Here is a 17,089-nt window from a genome sequence, read left to right as displayed (position 1 = left end):
GCACCACCTTATTTTACCAAATAATCATTATTGTTTATAGTGACAATGGATAGAAATAAAAATGTACACCATCTCTAAATAGAGTTAGTGTACATAAGATCTAACCTGGGCTCATGTATGAGGATTCTGTAAGATAAATGGCACGCAAGTTAGTTGGAGGGTATAGTTATATAGTTCTGGGTAATTTTATGTAGTCGCTTGTTAGTTTTTGTAATTTCTTGTTCTTATATTACTAAGTAAATTGTACGAATACAATAACATTGTAAGGTTATTATACATAATAAAGGAATTTAATTGGAAACAACATAAAATTCCTTAAACATTTGTGGGTAGTTCTCGCTAAAAAAAAGAAAAAAAGATATGTGTTGATAGCGATTACATCATTCGACATTAAGGACTTCGAAATGTTGATTTTTGGCGAGATGTCAGACGTTTAACCGTTTGACAAAGGCGTGAGAGCGTTGTTATAGTAAAAGTGTGGAAATGATCCACAGTATTTTAGTTACGAAGGGAATGTGAAAGCATGCAAGGAAAAGTAAAATGGTTTAACGCAGAAAAAGGTTTTGGATTTATCGAGCGCGAAGATGGGGACGATGTGTTTGTACATTTCTCAGCTATTAACTCTGACGGATTCAAGTCTTTAGACGAAGGTCAAGATGTAGAATTTGAAATTGTTGAAGGCGCGCGTGGTCCACAAGCTGCGAACGTAGTTAAGCTTTAATTCACATTCCTGGGTAGGAAATGAATCATAGCTAAAACGATACAGCTCATCTCGTTTAACCGAGATGAGCTTTTTTTTAGTTTCCCCCAAAAGGTTTTGCTCTTTTGGGGGGAAAACCTAAGCAATGCGGAGCTTTTGCAAGTCATTACAATAAACGCTAAAAAAGGCGGTCTTTCCTTTTAAAAAAATCATATGCAAGAAATAAGTGACAAAATCGACACATTTTTTAATGTTTAAGAAGGAATTCGATTGGGGTAAATAGAAGTAGATACATAACAGAAAAGGAGGAGTTTTTATGAACTACAATATTCGAGGTGAAAACCTGGAAGTAACTCCAGCTTTACGAGATTATGTTGAGAAGAAAGTTGGGAAGCTTGAACGCTATTTTGATAGTACTCCAGTTGCTGATGTCAATGTCAGAATGCAGGTTTTAAATACCCAGCATATTATTGAGATCACGATTCCAATGCCTCAGTTGCTACTGCGCGGGGAAGAAGTTCATAGTGATATGTATGCAGCAATTGACAGTGTCGTTGAAAAATTAGAAAGTCAAATTCGTAAGCATAAAACAAAAGTGAATCGCAAGTTTCGCCAAGAGGGAAGCTTGAAATATATGTTTAAAAATGAGCTCGAACCACTCGAGCAAGAAGAACCTGTATCTGATGAACTTGAGGTTGTCCGTAAGAAACGGTTTAACTTGAAACCGATGGATGCTGAAGAAGCGATTTTGCAAATGGACATGCTCGGTCATAACTTCTTTGTATATTCCGATGCTGTGAATGGATCAACAAGTGTTGTGTACAAGCGTCGAGATGGTAAGTATGGCTTGATCGAGCCTGAGGCGTGAACCGATTAAATAAAAGGGAGTGCAGCATTGCTGTGCTCCCTTTTTAGCATGCATGGGATGGAGCAGTGTAACAATTTTTATGATGCGATATGGAACATACTTAAATAGAAGCTAGACCAACGTTTGAAAGAGACGGTTTTCCATTAAAACAGTATCGATAGGACATTCATCAGCATCTCGTCCATATTGCCATGCCCATACATTTTCCTGGCAATCAGGCTTGCTTGGAGCAAATATTCGTGGTGCCTTTCGTTTCGTCGTCACACCAGGTTCAGGCTCTGCGCTCCAGATGACCGTTTGTTCTTGAACGGTGTTGCTCATTGAAGCAGCTTGGCAATAAGCTTGATTAAAAGGACCTTCATCTGGGTCGGCATAAATTCCAGGACGATAAGGGCTAGAGAAGAAGGTTTCGACCCAAGCGATGATCCAATCAGCATCTACTTCAAAAAAACGTTCGACATTTGCAAACACAAAACTGCCTTCCTCTATTCCTAATTGTCGAGCCTTGAAAATCGCATTACGAGCTGCGACTGCTCCTGCACGTGCACCTATTGCTTCACTGAAATTATTGTATATTGGCATTATTTTCATTCCTTTGTCACGAATGAAACGGAATTCTTCTAACGTAAGTCCATCACTGACATTAGGGATCGTCGATAAATAACGCCCCCAAAAATCAGGGGGACCGAAATTCGTAACAACACATTGGTACAAGTCTTCTGTTACAGTAGCTGCAGAATCTACACCCCAATTCAAAATCTGCATATTATCCCTCCTCATGCATACTCTATGCGACAAGTGCGGAGAGAGCGACTTCTGAAGTTGAAAAAAATGAAATATTCTACACGCATTCGACAAGTATGTCAAAAGGGTGTCCCTTGTAAGAGCTGACCTTACCTGATAATATTAAGTTTAGTGAAAATGCGTCATGCTCGTATTCAAATGATGAACGAGCTGAAAAAAAGAGAGGGCGAATTTGATGTTAGGTTTATTAAAGAAAGTGATCGGTGATCCGAGTCAACGACAGCTGAAAAAAAATGAGAAGCTCGTTGACCAAATTGAAGCATTAGCATCAGACATGAAGAAGCTTTCCGATGAGGGGCTTCGCAAGAAAACAGATGAATTCAAACAGCGTTATCAAAAAGGTGAAACGTTAGATGATCTATTAATAGAAGCATTTGCTGTTGTTCGTGAAGCGTCTACTCGTGTCCTACATATGACTCCATATCCAGTGCAGCTTCTTGGGGCAATTGCCTTGCATCAAGGAAACATTGCCGAGATGAAAACAGGGGAAGGGAAAACATTAGTTGGAACGGTCGCTGTTTATTTAAATGCTTTAGCGGATAAAGGCGTACATGTTGTTACGGTCAATGAATACCTTGCGCGTCGTGACTGCGAACAGATGGGCGAATTGTTTCAGTTCCTTGGACTTACCGTTGGGTTAAATGCTTCTGAGCTTTCAAAGGAAGAAAAGCGTGAGGCGTATTTAGCTGACGTTACGTATGGTACAAACAATGAGTTAGGTTTTGATTACTTACGCGATAACATGGTGCTATACAAAGAGCAAATGGTTCAACGTCCACTGAATTTTGCTCTTGTCGATGAGGTTGACTCAATCTTAGTTGATGAAGCGCGTACGCCATTAATTATTTCTGGTTCTGTTGAACGGTCAACTCAGTTGTATCAACAGGCAAATTCATTTATTCGTATTTTAAAGAAAGAAGAAGATTATACGTTTGATGAAAAAACGAAAAATGTTCAGTTGACGGAAGAAGGTGTCAACAAAGCAGAGCGTGCATTTGGAATCGACAATCTTTATGATCAAAAACATGTGCAGTTGAATCATCACTTGAATCAATCGTTGAAGGCTCATGTTGTTATGCACCGTGATGCAGATTATGTCGTTGAGGAAGGAGACGTTGTCATCGTTGACCAATTTACCGGTCGTTTAATGAAGGGACGGCGCTATAGTGATGGCTTGCATCAAGCCATTGAAGCAAAGGAAAGCATGCAAATTCAAAAAGAAAGCATGACGCTTGCTTCCATTACATTCCAAAACTATTTCCGGAAATATCAAAAGTTAGCTGGTATGACTGGGACAGCGAAAACGGAAGAAGAGGAATTCCGTAATATTTATGGCATGGACGTTATGGTGATCCCGACCAATAGACCGATTGCTCGTGATGATAAACCAGATTTAATTTTCAAAACGATGGAATCCAAGTTTAAAGCCGTTGTGAATGAAATTGAAGAATTGCACAAAAAAGGTCAACCGGTACTTGTTGGTACAGTTAGTGTGGAAACGTCAGAGCTTGTTGCGAAGATGTTGAATAAACGCAAAGTTCCTCACCATGTTTTAAATGCGAAGAATCATGAGAAGGAAGCCGAAATTATTGAGCATGCAGGTCATAAAGGTGCCGTGACGATTGCAACGAATATGGCTGGTCGTGGTACCGACATTAAACTCGGGCCAGGTGTTCTTGATCTTGGCGGACTGCATGTTCTTGGTACAGAGCGTCATGAATCACGTCGGATCGATAATCAGCTTCGTGGACGTTCCGGTCGACAAGGTGATCCAGGTTCAACGCAGTTCTACTTATCAATGGAAGATGAATTAATGCGTCGTTTTGGTTCAGATAATATGAGAAACATGATGGAACGACTCGGGATGGAAGAAGATCAGCCGATTGAAAGTAAGCTTGTTTCACGTGCGGTTGAAACAGCTCAGAAGCGAGTAGAAGGAAATAATTTTGATGCACGGAAGCAAATTCTTCAATACGATGATGTTATGCGTGAGCAACGTGAGATTATTTATAAGCAGCGTATGGAATTACTTGAATCAGAAAACCTTCGTGGGATTGTAGAGAAAATGATCAAGTCCGTCATCGAGCGTACGGTGAAATTGCATACACCTGAGAATGAGGTTCCAGAAGATTGGGATCTTAGTGCAGTCGTCAACTATATGAAAGCAAACCTTCTAAATGAAGATGAGCTAACGGAGAAAGAATTAAAAGGGAAAGATCCTGAAGAAATGATTGAGCTCATCGTCGGAAAGGTTACGACTAATTACAACAAAAAAGAAGAGCAATTTACGCCTGAGCATATGCGTGAATTTGAAAAAGTCATTATGCTTCGCACAGTTGACCGTAAATGGATGAACCATATCGATCAAATGGATCAACTACGTCAAGGGATTCATTTGCGTGCCTATGGACAAAATGATCCATTGCGTGAATATCGCTTTGAAGGCTTCGAAATGTTTGAGGCAATGGTTGATTCAATCGAAGAAGAAGTGGCGATGTACATCATGAAAGCACAAGTTCAACAAAACTTGCAGCGTCAAGAAGTAGCTAAAGGAAAAGCGATGCAACAAAAACCAAACGAAGAGCCCAAAAAGAAAAAACCAATTCGCAAAGGAATAACAGTTGGACGTAATGATTCATGTACTTGCGGAAGTGGAAAGAAGTACAAAAACTGCTGCGGTGTATAATATAGAATAAAGGGGATCAGACCCCGAGCATGTAATAGAGGGTTTTTGTTACGCCAGTAGGGTCAGTCGCCACTGGCGCCCCTCTGCCATTAACTATGAGGTGAGAAGATGGAATTAGTAGAAGTAAAGCATGAGCTTGCAAACGTTGAAAAACGATTATCTGAATTTAGGGGGTCTCTTTGACCTCGATGAGAAGCAAGAACGAATAGCTGAATTAGACGAAAAAATGACCGATCCAGATTTCTGGAATGATCAAGATGCCGCTCAAGTTGTCATCAATGAAGCAAATGCATTAAAAGAACAAGTCAATACGTTCCTGGAGTTAGCAGAGCAATTTGAGGATTTAGAGGTTTCCTATGATCTTGTAAAAGAAGAAGCGGATGCTGATTTGCAAAAAGAGCTTGAAGAGGGTGTGAAGTCCTTGTCTCAAACGATGAATGAGTTTGAGTTACAACTTCTTTTAAGTGAACCTTATGATAAGAACAATGCGATTTTAGAGCTTCATCCAGGAGCTGGTGGTACAGAATCACAAGACTGGGCTTCGATGCTTTTGCGTATGTATACGCGGTGGGCAGAGCAGAAGGGCTTTAAAGTTGAGACGATGGATTACCTACCTGGTGACGAAGCTGGGGTGAAAAGTGTCACTCTTCTTATTAAAGGTCATAATGCGTATGGCTATTTAAAAGCGGAAAAAGGTGTACATCGCCTTGTAAGGATTTCGCCATTTGATTCATCAGGACGACGCCATACATCATTCGTTTCTTGTGAGATTATGCCTGAACTTGATGACACTGTCGTGATTGATATTTCACCTGAGGACTTGAAAATAGATACGTATCGTGCAAGTGGTGCCGGTGGGCAGCATATTAATACAACCGATTCAGCGGTTCGCATTACGCACTTGCCGACGAATACGGTTGTTACTTGCCAAAGCGAACGGTCACAAATTAAAAACCGTGAGCAGGCGATGAAGATGATGAACGCCAAGCTCTATCAATTGAAAATTGAGGAGCAGCAACAAGAACTTCTTGAAATACGAGGGGAGCAAAAGGAAATTGGTTGGGGAAGCCAAATTCGCTCCTATGTATTCCACCCTTATAGCATGGTAAAGGATCACCGGACAAACTTTGAGATCGGCAACACCAATGCCGTGATGGATGGCGATCTTGATGGGTTTATTGATGCATATTTAAGACTGGCGTTAGGTGTATAAATGAGATGGGAAGCTACCTCTGTATAAGAGGTAGCTTTTTGGTTTTTCGGTTTTGATGGACTATGGCTTTGGTTGGGTTTGGCGGACCGAGGAAGTTTCGTGACTAAATCAGCAGGTTTGTTGGATACCGAGGAAGTTTTTTAGCCGAATCACGAGATTTATTGGCGGGGGCAACCAGAGTCAGACTTCACTTTGCCTCATCACAGTGTTAGCGGAGTATCGTTTACTTATTTTGAGGCTAGTGCTATACTACGCGAGGATTATTTGGATATTCTAAGAACAAGGAGTGAACAAACATGATGATGCGACCTAAAAGAGGGCAACAACCGCCTAGTACGTTCATGCAATTATTTACTGACTATACATATATACTTGTAGGCGCTGCGGTGGTGGCCATTGCATTTAATCTTTTTTTATTGCCGAATAAAGTAGCCTCTGGTGGTGTTAGTGGAATCAGTACGATTGTTGCCTATATGATTGGGTTTGAACCTGCTTTTACACAATGGGCTTTAAATATTCCTCTCTTTATTTTAGGCATACTTTTACTAGGTGGATTTAAATATGGGATCAAGACACTTGTTGGTACGGTATTTTTACCTTTCGTTGTTTTTTTAACGAGAGATTGGTCAGTAGGGTTTGAGGATCCGCTGCTTGGGGCTTTATTTGGCGGAATTGGTGTTGGAATTGGGATTGGACTTGTTTTTCGTGCGAGTGCAAGTACAGGAGGAACGGATCTTGCAGCACAAATTATTCAGAAATATACGGGACTAACACTAGGGTCAGCGGTTTTCATCATCGATGGGTTAATTGTGATAACATCCGCTTTCACTTTCGGTATTGAACTAGCCCTTTACGCTTTAATTAGTTTGTTTGTAACAGGAAAGACGGTTGATATGGTGCAAATGGGGGTAGGGTATGCAAAAGTCGCGCTCATTATTTCGAATCGCCAAGAAGACGTACGTCAAAGTATTTTACGAGATGTTGACCGAGGCGTGACAAAACTAAGTGGCTATGGTGGTTATACAGAAGAAGAACGTGATGTTCTCATGTGTGTCGTAAACCAAACAGAGGTCACAAAATTGAAACAAATAGTTAAAACAGTTGATCCCAAAGCATTTGTCATTGTGACGAATGCAACAGAGGTACTTGGGGAAGGCTTTAAACGAGCCTAATGTAAAAACAAAGGGTTATAATACCAATGAGAGAAAATCAATAGGAAGTTTTTTAAAATTGAAAGGAGGTTACAATAATGAAAAAGATCTTGCTTGCACTTGGTGTTGTCATTGCCCTTACAGCATGTGGTGGTGGAGATGAAGCGGCACCGGCACCTGCAGAAGAAGTGACTGGAGATTTTGATGCAACAGCTGCACGTGAAAGTTATGAAGCAAGCTGCATTCATTGTCACGGACAAAATCTTCAAGGTGGAGGTGGTCCCGGTTTAGTAGGTGGGGACCTCACAGCTGATGAGATTCTCCATGTGATTCAAAATGGACAAAAGACAATGCCAGCACAAAATTTACCAGCTGATGAAGCGGAAAATTTAGCACAATGGATTGAAGCGCAATAATGAGAATGGAAAGCCATATGATCTAAGACCAAATTGCATAAGATTTGGTCTCTTTCTTGTTATTTGCTCTTAATTACTCTAGTCATCTGTTAAGTAGGCACTCTCTACATTGTAGGTTGTGAGGGGAAAGTTTTTCTATTGAAATCAAATTGTAATATAATTGACCTTCACTTCTTTTTTTTAGATGGTATAATGATTTAAGATACGACAAGAGACGCGAAATTTTTACTATTTCTACAGGATTTTGTCGGACAAGCTAGTATCCTGTGCAGCAGAGTTAGCTTATTAGAAATGCAGGGATGTGAGTATTTGTGATTAAAATGAAAGACGTTTGGAAGTCTTATCCTAATAATGTTAAGGCGATTAATGGGATAACGATAAGCATTGAAAAAGGTGAATTTGTGTACGTTGTTGGTCCAAGTGGTGCAGGGAAATCAACTTTTGTTAAAATGATGTACCGTGAAGAGAAACCAACAAAAGGTGACATTTTTATTGATCAGACGAATTTGGCGACATTGAAAGAAAAACACATACCAAAAATGCGACGAAGAATTGGAGTGGTGTTTCAAGATTTTAAACTACTTCCAACTCTATCAGTCTTTGAGAATGTTGCGTTTGCACTTGAAGTAATAGAAGAAAATCCAAAGGTAATAAAGCGAAAAGTATTGGATGTATTAGATATTGTTCATTTGAAAAATAAGGCTAGAGCTTTGCCGGACGAGCTTTCAGGTGGCGAACAACAACGGATCGCGATTGCAAGGGCGATTGTGAATAGTCCAGAAGTGTTAATTGCCGATGAGCCAACGGGGAATCTAGATCCAGATACAGCTTGGGAAATTATGAATATCTTAGATGATATCAACCACCGTGGAACAACGATTATTATGGCTACACATAACAAAGATATTGTAAACACGATCAAAAAACGCGTAATTGCCATTGAAGGTGGACGAGTAGTCCGAGATGAAGTAAGGGGGAGCTACGGCTATGAAGCTTAGAACCCTCGGACGCCATGTTCGCGAAGGTACAAAAAATTTAGCTCGGAATGGTTGGATGACGTTTGCTTCAATTAGTGCAGTCGCCGTTATGCTATTTGTTGTTGGAGTTTTTCTTTTGCTGATAATGAATGTCGACAATGTCGCTTCAAGCATTGAAGATGATGTTGAGATTAAGGTGTATATAGAATTGACTGCCTCGGAAGAACAGCAGGATGAGTTACTTACCGAAATGAAACAACTGCCGCATATAGAGAGTATTTCATTTGTTGATAAAGAAGAAGGCTTAAATCAATTAATCGACAGCTTGAATGAGAGTGGAGAAGTATTTGAATCAATTCGGGAAGAGAATCCGTTGAATGATTCTTTTGTTGTCCGAGCGACGAGCCCGCAGTTAACTGAACAAGTGGCTGAGACGATTGAACCACTCGAAAATGTTGAACGCGTGAACTATGGAAAAGACTATATTGAACGATTATTCACGATTACTGAATTCGTTCGAACAATTGGCTTAGTCCTTGTAGTAGGAATGATGTTTACTGCGATGTTTTTAATTGCAAACACTATTAAACTAACGATTGTAGCAAGAAAACGAGAAATTCAAATTATGAAACTTGTTGGAGCAGCAAATGGTTTCATACGTTGGCCGTTTTTCATAGAAGGAATTTTGTTAGGAATCTTGGGAGCACTGATTCCGATTTTACTAATTGGGTTTGGCTATTCCTACTTAGTTACAAATTATGGAGCTCGAATTGAAATTATGTTTTTCTCTCTACTACCTGCTTTCCCTTATGTATGGCAAATTGCTGGGTTGTTAGTAGGAATTGGAGCGTTTATTGGTGTGTGGGGAAGTATGATGTCGGTACGGAAATTTTTGAGAGTTTAAGAGATAACTTGAAGCGATATCTCTGGCCGTTGCTTTCATAAGGTCAGAGATTCGTTTGAGTTTTTGAAAAAAATAAGGGGGAGCAATTGAATGAAAAGGAAAGTCGGTCTATTAACGATAGCAGTCTTACTAACAATTGGATCTTTCGGTTGGGGTTCTTTTAGCGAGACCGCCTCGGCGAATAGCGAAATTCAAAATAAAATAAGTGATGTGGAAAAAGAACGATCTGAAACACAAGCAGAAAAACAAAAAACAGAAGCGGAACTTGAAAAATTAGAACAAGAAATGCAGGCATTAACGGACGAAATTCAGCGTATTGACCAACAAGTAGCTGAAACGAGTCAAAAAGTTCGTGAAAAACGTACTGAAATAGAAGAAGTACAAGAAGCGATTGAACAGTTGCAAGAGGAAATCAAAATTCTTGAAGAACGAATTGCTGAGCGTGACGAGTTGTTAAAAGAACGTGCGCGTACGATGTATCAATCAGGTGGGTCAGTCAATTATCTAGAAGTTATATTAGGGGCTCAAACGTTTAGTGATTTGTTAGACCGTGTTAGTGCTTTATCGGTTATTGCTCAACAAGATCGAAATATTTTGGACGCACATATTGCTGATCATCTAGAGTTAGAAGAAGCGAAAGAACAAGTTGAAATTGAGCTTGAAAAATTAGAAAGCCATTTAGAAGAACTTGAGACGTTAATGGTAGAGTTAGAATCACAACGTCAAGATAAAGACAGTGTGATGAAACAGTTAGAACAAAAAGAAGGCAACCTTCATGCAGACCTTGGTGAACTTAAGGGAGCTGATGAAATTCTTCGTGCTCAAGAAGCGGCATTGAAAAAAGAGTTAGCAGATTATGAAGAACGTCAGCGTCAAGAAGCGGAAGCAAAAGCAAAAGCGGAAGCGGAAGCGGAAGAACAAGAACAAGAACAAGCACAAGCACAAGCATCTCGTAGTAGTTCGGGTTCAACATCAACGTCAACATCAACATCAGGTGGTAAATCGTCACAAGTACATAGCGGCCCTCCTGTAACAAGTTCTGGTTTTATGCGCCCAACTACGGGATCGATTACATCTACATATGGCCCGCGTGCTTTTTCAGGTGGAAACATGCACTACGGAATTGATATTGGCAAAAACGGACGATCAGGTGATGTTCCAATTGTTGCAGTTCAAGATGGAACAGTAATCCGTGCTTACTATTCTAGTAGTTATGGGAACACGGTCTTGATTGCTCACCAAGTCAATGGACAACTTGTGACAACATTATATGCTCATATGGAGAACTTAGAAGTGTCAAATGGTCAGAGTGTTTCAAAGGGACAACGTATAGGACTGATGGGGAATACAGGTCATTCATTTGGAGCGCATCTTCATTTTGAAATACATGAAGGTGGCTGGAATGGTGCTAAGTCTAATGCAGTAGACCCATTAAAATATATTCCACGTTAAGCAAATTTTTAAACCTCATCATTCTTCAAAATAGAAGAGTGATGAGGTTTTGACTTATTTCGGTTCTTTGACTAAAATGAGGATAAATATAGAAACATAATATGTACAAGCAAATCATAAAGTGAAGTAAAACGATTTTTGAAAATCCTCAAAGCAATGAGTGAAGCCTCTACAAGGTATTAAGTCTCTAAGAGTGGGGTTCTCCAAGAGACGTGTATGATGCTGTGCCATTGCCATCCAACACACTCTTTAATGAATGTTTTTCGGTTGCTCTTGTCTCGAAAGAAAGGTGAGAATAGAGGGGTGGCTGTTGGAAGTGATGTTTTAGACATAGTGGGAGTTGGTAGAAGTGAATAAAAGGCAGTTTCTAATGATCGTAGCAGCCGTACTTGTATTAGGTGTGTTTGGATTTTATTTTCAATCAGCAAAGCCAAGTTTGGAGACGAATTCAGCTACATCTGGAAATGATGGACAAGTAGAATCTGAAGTTTCTAATGAAGAATTAGTAGCGAAGTTTGAAAAAGCACTAGAGATTATTCATGAACAATATGTCGATGAAGTGAGCGAACAGGAATTAATTGAAGGCGCCATTGAGGGGATGCTTCGTTCTCTTGAAGATCCATACTCGGTTTATATGGATCAAGAGACGGCCACGCAATTTTTAGAATCTCTCGGTTCTCATTTTGAAGGGATCGGGGCAGAAGTAAGCATGACGGATGGAAAAGTTACGATTGTTGCGCCATTTCGCGAGTCACCAGCTGAAAAAGCAGGTCTGCAGCCGAATGATAAAATTATTGAAATTGATGGAAATTCAATTGAAGGACTTTCTCTATATGAAGCTGTTTTGCAGATTCGAGGTGAAGAAGGGACAACCGTTAACCTGACAATTGAGCGTGCAGGTGCAAATGATTTATTTAAAGTCCCTGTTGAACGTGGCTTGATTCCGATTGAGACGGTTCGTTCAGAAGTGATTGAACGTAATGATGTGAAAATCGGTCTTCTTGAGATCACCTCATTTTCTGAAGATACAGCTGATCGTTTTCAAGAAAAATTAGAAAAGCTTGAGAGCGAAGGCATTGATGGATTGCTGATCGACGTGCGTGGGAATCCTGGAGGCTATTTAAATGCGGTTGAAGATATTGGGAAGCTCATTATTCCAGGGGGACAACCGATCGTTCAAATTGAAAACCGTGAAGGCGAAAAAGTACGTTACATGTCAAATCTTGATGAGCAGAAACCATATCCAATTGTTGGAATCACAGATCGTGCATCAGCATCAGCATCAGAAATCTTATCGGCGGCTTTAATTGAAGGCGGTGATTATGATGTTGTTGGTGAGCAGACGTTTGGAAAAGGAACTGTCCAGCAAACGATTAAGCTTGGTGATGGAAGTGAGATTAAACTTTCTTTATTTAGATGGCTAACATCAGCTGGAAATGACATTAACGGCGAAGGAGTTATGCCGACAGTTGAAGTGAAGCAACCAGACTATTTTTATACAGCTCCAATTTCTATTGGGGATGAAGGCCCGCTTAGAATTGATATGCTGAGTGAGCAAATTAAAAATGCCCAAGTAATGTTAAAGGGTCTTGGCTACGAACCAGGTCGAGCTGATGGCTATTTCGACGAGCAGACAGAGCAAGCTGTTATTGCTTTCCAACGTGCAAAAGATCTAGAGCCGAAAGGGGAGATAAATGAAGACACAGCTTCACTAATCCAACAACAAATAGTTGAACATGCGCGCAAAAAAGAAAATGACCTTCAACTTCAAACAGCAATTGAACTAGTCATAAAGCAGGCAAACGTAAAATAACAAGGGTTGGTTAAAATGCCCTTTAGATGGGAGTCACAATGGTTCCTCACGCTGCATGTCTGTTGTGGGAAACTCGCTCAGAACAGGCTGAAAAGCAAGTGGTGGCTCCACTTATTGCAGGAACAGGCGACATTCATGTCGAATTAAAAAGGTACATCCTTCGTGTTAAGAAGGATGTACCTTTTTACGTAAGTATGGTACGTTTAAGGAAGAAAGAATAGTTGAAGGAGATACAACTATGATACAGGACATTTTTATAAGTTTAGGTTACTTTTTTCTTTATTTTATTGTGAACCCACTTTTGTATATAGGATTATATGCTGTTTATTTATTTTCAGATAAACGTGTCAAAGAGGAGCGGAAAGCTTTTCATACAAGAGTTTATGGTCGTATGGCGGATCTAACGATTCCTTTTTTATCAGCAACGTTAATGGGAGTGTGTGTATCAGTCGTTACGATTGCATTAGGATTGACGATTACGTTGCCGTTTGTTGCGGTTTTAGCCATTATTTATATTCTATTTGCTCTAACGTTTCAAATTAGGTGGATGACTCCAACGTTTGTATTAGGGTTCGTACTGATCTTATATGGGTTAGAACCACTGCTTCGTTCTAGGGAAGTAGTTACACCTCTGTATCATGTTCTTGAACAAGTTCCAGTTATTGTTGTTGCAAGCTTACTTGTTTTGCTCATGCTCGTAGAAGGAATTTTAATTCGCATAAACGGAGCTACGTATACTTCGCCGATGCTTGAGAGGAGCAAACGTGGAAAGTGGATTGGCATACATATAGCGAAAAGGCTCTGGATGGTTCCGGTTGTTCTTTTTATTCCAGAAGGGCTTATCCCAACTTTTTCATTCTGGCCGATTATCACGGTTGCCGATACAACGTTGCAACCAGTACTTGTGCCATTTCTAATCGGGTTTCATCAACGAGTCCGGTCCAATCTTCCGACGAGTCCGATTCAAACAACGGGCTTGCGTGTAATCGGATTAAGTTGTTTGTTTGCTCTCTTGGCTGCAGCTAGTTACTTCATTCCATTTTTGGCTATTGTATTAGGTGTTTTAGCAATTGTCGGCAGAGAGCTTCTATCGATTATTACGAAAAAACGTGATGCAAAAAAGCAGGTCTTTTTCACAACTCGAGCAAGAGGTTGTGTCGTTTTAGGTGTGTTACCAGGAAGTCCTGCGGATAAAATGAACATTGTTGTTGGCGAAACGATTGTGAGAGTAAATGGACAAGAAATAAGCGGTGAAACGAGTTTTTATGAAGCGTTGCAAATCAATTCGGCCTTTTGTAAAATAGATGTCTTGAACCATGAAGGAGAAATTCGCTTTGCTCATGGCGCTCTCTATGATGGTGAACATTATCAGCTCGGTGTCTTATTAGTAAAAGATGATATCAATCTTCAGGATTCAATCATTTAACGCACTAAACCTGCCGTAAGAAACCTTTTGAATAGAATGATAAAAGTGATTACGGTGAGTAGAAAAGCATTATATTACGTAATGAAGTATAATTGATGAAAAATAGGATTCACTAAAGGAGTTTGAATAGACGGATGATGGACTTTGTCCTTGCTCTTGTCATCCCTTTTTTGTTAATGATTGTCGTCACAAGAGTTACATTTAGTCTAATAGGAGCTTGTATCGTGACATGGATGATTGGCTTGTTTGTATTGGGTTTTCATCAGCAATCTTGGATAGTTGGGATGATTGCGTTTATATCGTTTGCTGTGGGTCTTGCTATTGCAAGAAAAAGGCTGCAGAAAAAACCAGGAATGTAAAAAAAGAGAGACGTGGAAGACCGTCTCTCTTTTTGTTGTTGTGAAAATTGCTCATGGTTATGAATGCGTTTACGAAGTTTTGGTACTGCTGCTAATGGAAAAACATTCAAAGCTGTTATGTTAGAAATGCTTTACAGTGTGGACATAATGATTTTGAGAAATTCATTGGAAGTGTATTTTCACAAGTTTTGCAACTTCTCTTAGAAGACTCTAGATCATCTTTTGTTTCTGGTGACCATTTTTAACAAAAACAGACGTTCGTATTATTTGCTTTGTAACTGGTATTCCATGGTATAATACAGGTAATTATAAACAGTTCGGTAGGAGGTTATTTGATTGAGAGAGACGTTTGAGCTTGTGTCAGCATATCAACCTGAAGGGGATCAGCCTGAAGCGATTAAACAGATCGTTGAAGGTCTGAGGAAAGGTGAGAAGCATCAAACTTTACTAGGGGCAACAGGGACTGGGAAGACGTTTACGATGTCAAACGTCATTAAAGAAGTGAACAGACCTACGTTAATTATGGCTCACAACAAAACACTTGCTGGCCAGCTTTATAGTGAATTTAAAGAGTTTTTCCCAAACAATGCAGTTGAGTATTTTGTCAGCTACTACGATTATTATCAACCTGAAGCATATGTTCCAAGTTCGGATACGTTTATTGAGAAAGACGCTAGTATTAATGATGAGATTGATAAGCTACGTCACTCAGCGACGAGTGCCTTATTTGAGAGAAACGATGTCATTATTATCGCGAGTGTTTCGTGTATATATGGATTAGGTTCGCCGGAAGAGTACCGTGATCTCGTTGTCTCTCTACGAGTTGGTATGGAAATCGACCGAAATGAACTACTTCGCAAATTAGTCGATATTCAATATGATCGCAATGATGTAAATTTTACACGTGGTACGTTCCGCGTTCGAGGTGACGTTGTTGAAATCTTTCCAGCTTCACGTGATGAGCAGTGCATACGTGTTGAGTTCTTTGGAGATGAAATTGATCGAATGACCGAGGTCAATGCTCTTACAGGAGAAATAAAAGGCGATCGGAGTCACATTGCGATTTTTCCAGCTTCCCACTTCGTCACCCGTGAAGAGAAACTGAAAAAGGCAATTGCCAACATTGAAGTTGAATTAGAAGAACGTTTGAAAGAGCTTCATGAGAATGGGAAATTACTTGAAGCTCAGCGCCTTGAACAGCGTACACGTTATGACATTGAGATGATGGCTGAGATGGGTTTTTGCTCAGGGATTGAGAACTACTCCCGTCATTTGACATTACGCGGAGCAGGAGCTACTCCGTACACGCTGATCGATTTCTTTCCTGAAGACTTTCTTTTAATTATGGATGAGTCGCATGTTTCTTTGCCACAAGTAAGGGGAATGTACAACGGGGACCGGGCTCGTAAAGAGGTGCTCGTAAATCATGGTTTCCGCCTCCCATCTGCTCTTGATAATCGACCATTAAAGTTTGAGGAGTTTGAGGCGAAAGTTCATCAAGCTGTCTATGTATCGGCAACACCAGGTCCATATGAGCTTGAGCATACGCCTAAAATGGTTGAGCAAATCATTCGACCGACTGGCTTACTCGATCCGACGATAGATATTCGGCCAATTGAAGGGCAAATTGATGATTTAATTGGTGAAATCCATGCGAGGACAGAACGTAATGAGCGCGTTCTTGTGACGACATTAACGAAGAAAATGTCAGAGGACTTAACCGATTATTTAAAAGAGATTGGTATTCGCGTTCGCTATTTGCATTCAGAAGTGAAGACGTTAGAGCGGATTGAGATTATTCGTCAACTGCGAATGGGTACATTTGATGTGCTAATTGGGATTAACTTGCTCAGGGAAGGGCTTGATATTCCAGAGGTGTCACTTGTCGCCATTTTAGATGCTGATAAAGAAGGGTTCTTGCGTTCTGATCGTTCATTGATCCAGACAATGGGGCGGGCAGCGCGTAATGTGCATGGTCATGTCATTATGTATGCTGATAAAATAACGAAGTCAATGAACGCGGCAATAGAAGAAACAAATCGCCGTCGTACGATTCAAAGAGAACATAATGAGAAGCACGGCATTATACCAAAAACAATTCAAAAGAAAATTCCAGATATCATTCAAGCAACTCAAGTTGCCGAAAATACAGAATCAACAAATTATGCGGCACCAGTACAAAAACTGAACAAGAAAGAAAGACAAGCAATGATCGAACGAATGGAAAAGGAAATGAAGGAAGCAGCGCGCGAATTGAACTTCGAACGGGCGGCTGAACTTCGTGACCTTGTTCTTGAATTAAAAGCGGAAGGGTGAGGAA

15 protein-coding genes are annotated in these 17,089 nt (G+C 40.2%); 14 read left to right on the top strand and 1 reads right to left on the bottom strand.

The genetic code is table 11. From position 1 onward, the window contains the following. The first annotated feature begins 523 nt into the window (after nucleotides 1–523). Together cspD and hpf are read left to right on the top strand one after the other, a co-directional pair. A complete protein-coding gene (cspD, locus tag SAZ04_RS12045) occupies nucleotides 524–721 on the top strand; it encodes a cold-shock protein CspD (protein WP_034634086.1) in 198 nt (65 codons plus the stop codon). Nucleotides 722–1,016: 295 nt separating this feature from the next. Further along, nucleotides 1,017–1,568: a ribosome hibernation-promoting factor, HPF/YfiA family gene (gene hpf / locus SAZ04_RS12040; protein WP_332695410.1), complete on the top strand. Its 552-nt coding sequence runs from the start codon at nucleotides 1,017–1,019 to the stop codon at nucleotides 1,566–1,568. Between the two features lie 111 nt (nucleotides 1,569–1,679). Here hpf and SAZ04_RS12035 read toward each other — a convergent pair whose 3' ends face one another. Continuing rightward, nucleotides 1,680–2,333 carry a glycoside hydrolase domain-containing protein gene (locus SAZ04_RS12035; protein ID WP_332695408.1) on the bottom strand — a complete coding sequence of 218 codons (654 nt, stop codon included), beginning with the start codon at nucleotides 2,331–2,333 and terminating at the stop codon, nucleotides 1,680–1,682. Nucleotides 2,334–2,547: 214 nt separating this feature from the next. On the opposite strand from SAZ04_RS12035, the gene secA reads away from it, so the two are divergent. The 12 genes from secA to uvrB all read left to right on the top strand — a co-directional run bounded on the left by secA (nucleotide 2,548) and on the right by uvrB (nucleotide 17,085). Next, nucleotides 2,548–5,058 carry a preprotein translocase subunit SecA gene (gene secA, locus SAZ04_RS12030; RefSeq protein WP_332695406.1) on the top strand — a complete coding sequence of 837 codons (2,511 nt, stop codon included), beginning with the start codon at nucleotides 2,548–2,550 and terminating at the stop codon, nucleotides 5,056–5,058. Nucleotides 5,059–5,166: 108 nt separating this feature from the next. Next, nucleotides 5,167–6,271 (top strand): peptide chain release factor 2 gene (gene prfB / locus SAZ04_RS12025; RefSeq protein ID WP_332695405.1). Its coding sequence is split into 2 segments (ribosomal slippage): nucleotides 5,167–5,238 and nucleotides 5,240–6,271, totalling 1,104 coding nucleotides; the frame shifts between segments, so codons are not numbered across the junction. 299 nt (nucleotides 6,272–6,570) lie between these two features. Further along, entirely contained in the window at nucleotides 6,571–7,443 is an 873-nt protein-coding gene (locus tag SAZ04_RS12020; RefSeq protein WP_431308999.1) for a YitT family protein, read from the top strand. 77 nt (nucleotides 7,444–7,520) lie between these two features. Next, nucleotides 7,521–7,838 (top strand): c-type cytochrome, encoded by a 318-nt coding sequence (locus tag SAZ04_RS12015; RefSeq protein ID WP_332695401.1) that lies wholly within the window; start codon nucleotides 7,521–7,523, stop codon nucleotides 7,836–7,838. A 311-nt stretch (nucleotides 7,839–8,149) separates the two neighbouring features. After that, nucleotides 8,150–8,836, top strand: a complete 687-nt coding sequence (gene ftsE / locus SAZ04_RS12010) for a cell division ATP-binding protein FtsE (RefSeq protein ID WP_332695399.1) — start codon at nucleotides 8,150–8,152, stop codon at nucleotides 8,834–8,836. Next, nucleotides 8,826–9,719, top strand: coding sequence for a permease-like cell division protein FtsX (gene ftsX / locus SAZ04_RS12005; RefSeq protein WP_332695397.1), 894 nt, complete (start codon nucleotides 8,826–8,828; stop codon nucleotides 9,717–9,719). The genes ftsE and ftsX overlap by 11 nt, the downstream gene beginning before the upstream one ends. A 90-nt stretch (nucleotides 9,720–9,809) precedes the next feature. Continuing rightward, on the top strand, nucleotides 9,810–11,171 hold the full coding sequence (locus SAZ04_RS12000; protein WP_332695395.1) for a murein hydrolase activator EnvC family protein: 1,362 nt from the start codon (nucleotides 9,810–9,812) through the stop codon (nucleotides 11,169–11,171). Between the two features lie 349 nt (nucleotides 11,172–11,520). Next, entirely contained in the window at nucleotides 11,521–12,984 is a 1,464-nt protein-coding gene (locus tag SAZ04_RS11995) for a S41 family peptidase (protein WP_332695394.1), read from the top strand. Nucleotides 12,985–13,010: 26 nt separating this feature from the next. Then, nucleotides 13,011–13,205 (top strand): hypothetical protein, encoded by a 195-nt coding sequence (locus SAZ04_RS11990; protein WP_332695392.1) that lies wholly within the window; start codon nucleotides 13,011–13,013, stop codon nucleotides 13,203–13,205. A gap of 17 nt (nucleotides 13,206–13,222) precedes the next feature. Beyond that, nucleotides 13,223–14,410 (top strand): PDZ domain-containing protein, encoded by a 1,188-nt coding sequence (locus tag SAZ04_RS11985; protein WP_332695390.1) that lies wholly within the window; start codon nucleotides 13,223–13,225, stop codon nucleotides 14,408–14,410. Between the two features lie 134 nt (nucleotides 14,411–14,544). Then, nucleotides 14,545–14,769: a DUF2198 family protein gene (locus tag SAZ04_RS11980; RefSeq protein ID WP_332695388.1), complete on the top strand. Its 225-nt coding sequence runs from the start codon at nucleotides 14,545–14,547 to the stop codon at nucleotides 14,767–14,769. Nucleotides 14,770–15,105: 336 nt separating this feature from the next. Then, nucleotides 15,106–17,085 carry an excinuclease ABC subunit UvrB gene (gene uvrB / locus SAZ04_RS11975; RefSeq protein ID WP_332695386.1) on the top strand — a complete coding sequence of 660 codons (1,980 nt, stop codon included), beginning with the start codon at nucleotides 15,106–15,108 and terminating at the stop codon, nucleotides 17,083–17,085. Nucleotides 17,086–17,089 lie beyond the last annotated feature (4 nt).

Origin of the sequence: Halalkalibacter lacteus (assembly GCF_036663595.1) — a bacterium.
Classification (GTDB): domain Bacteria; phylum Bacillota; class Bacilli; order Bacillales; family Bacillaceae_D; genus Halalkalibacter; species Halalkalibacter lacteus.
Note: the sequence above shows the minus strand (reverse complement) of the source record. Positions and strands in the feature narration are given on the sequence as shown.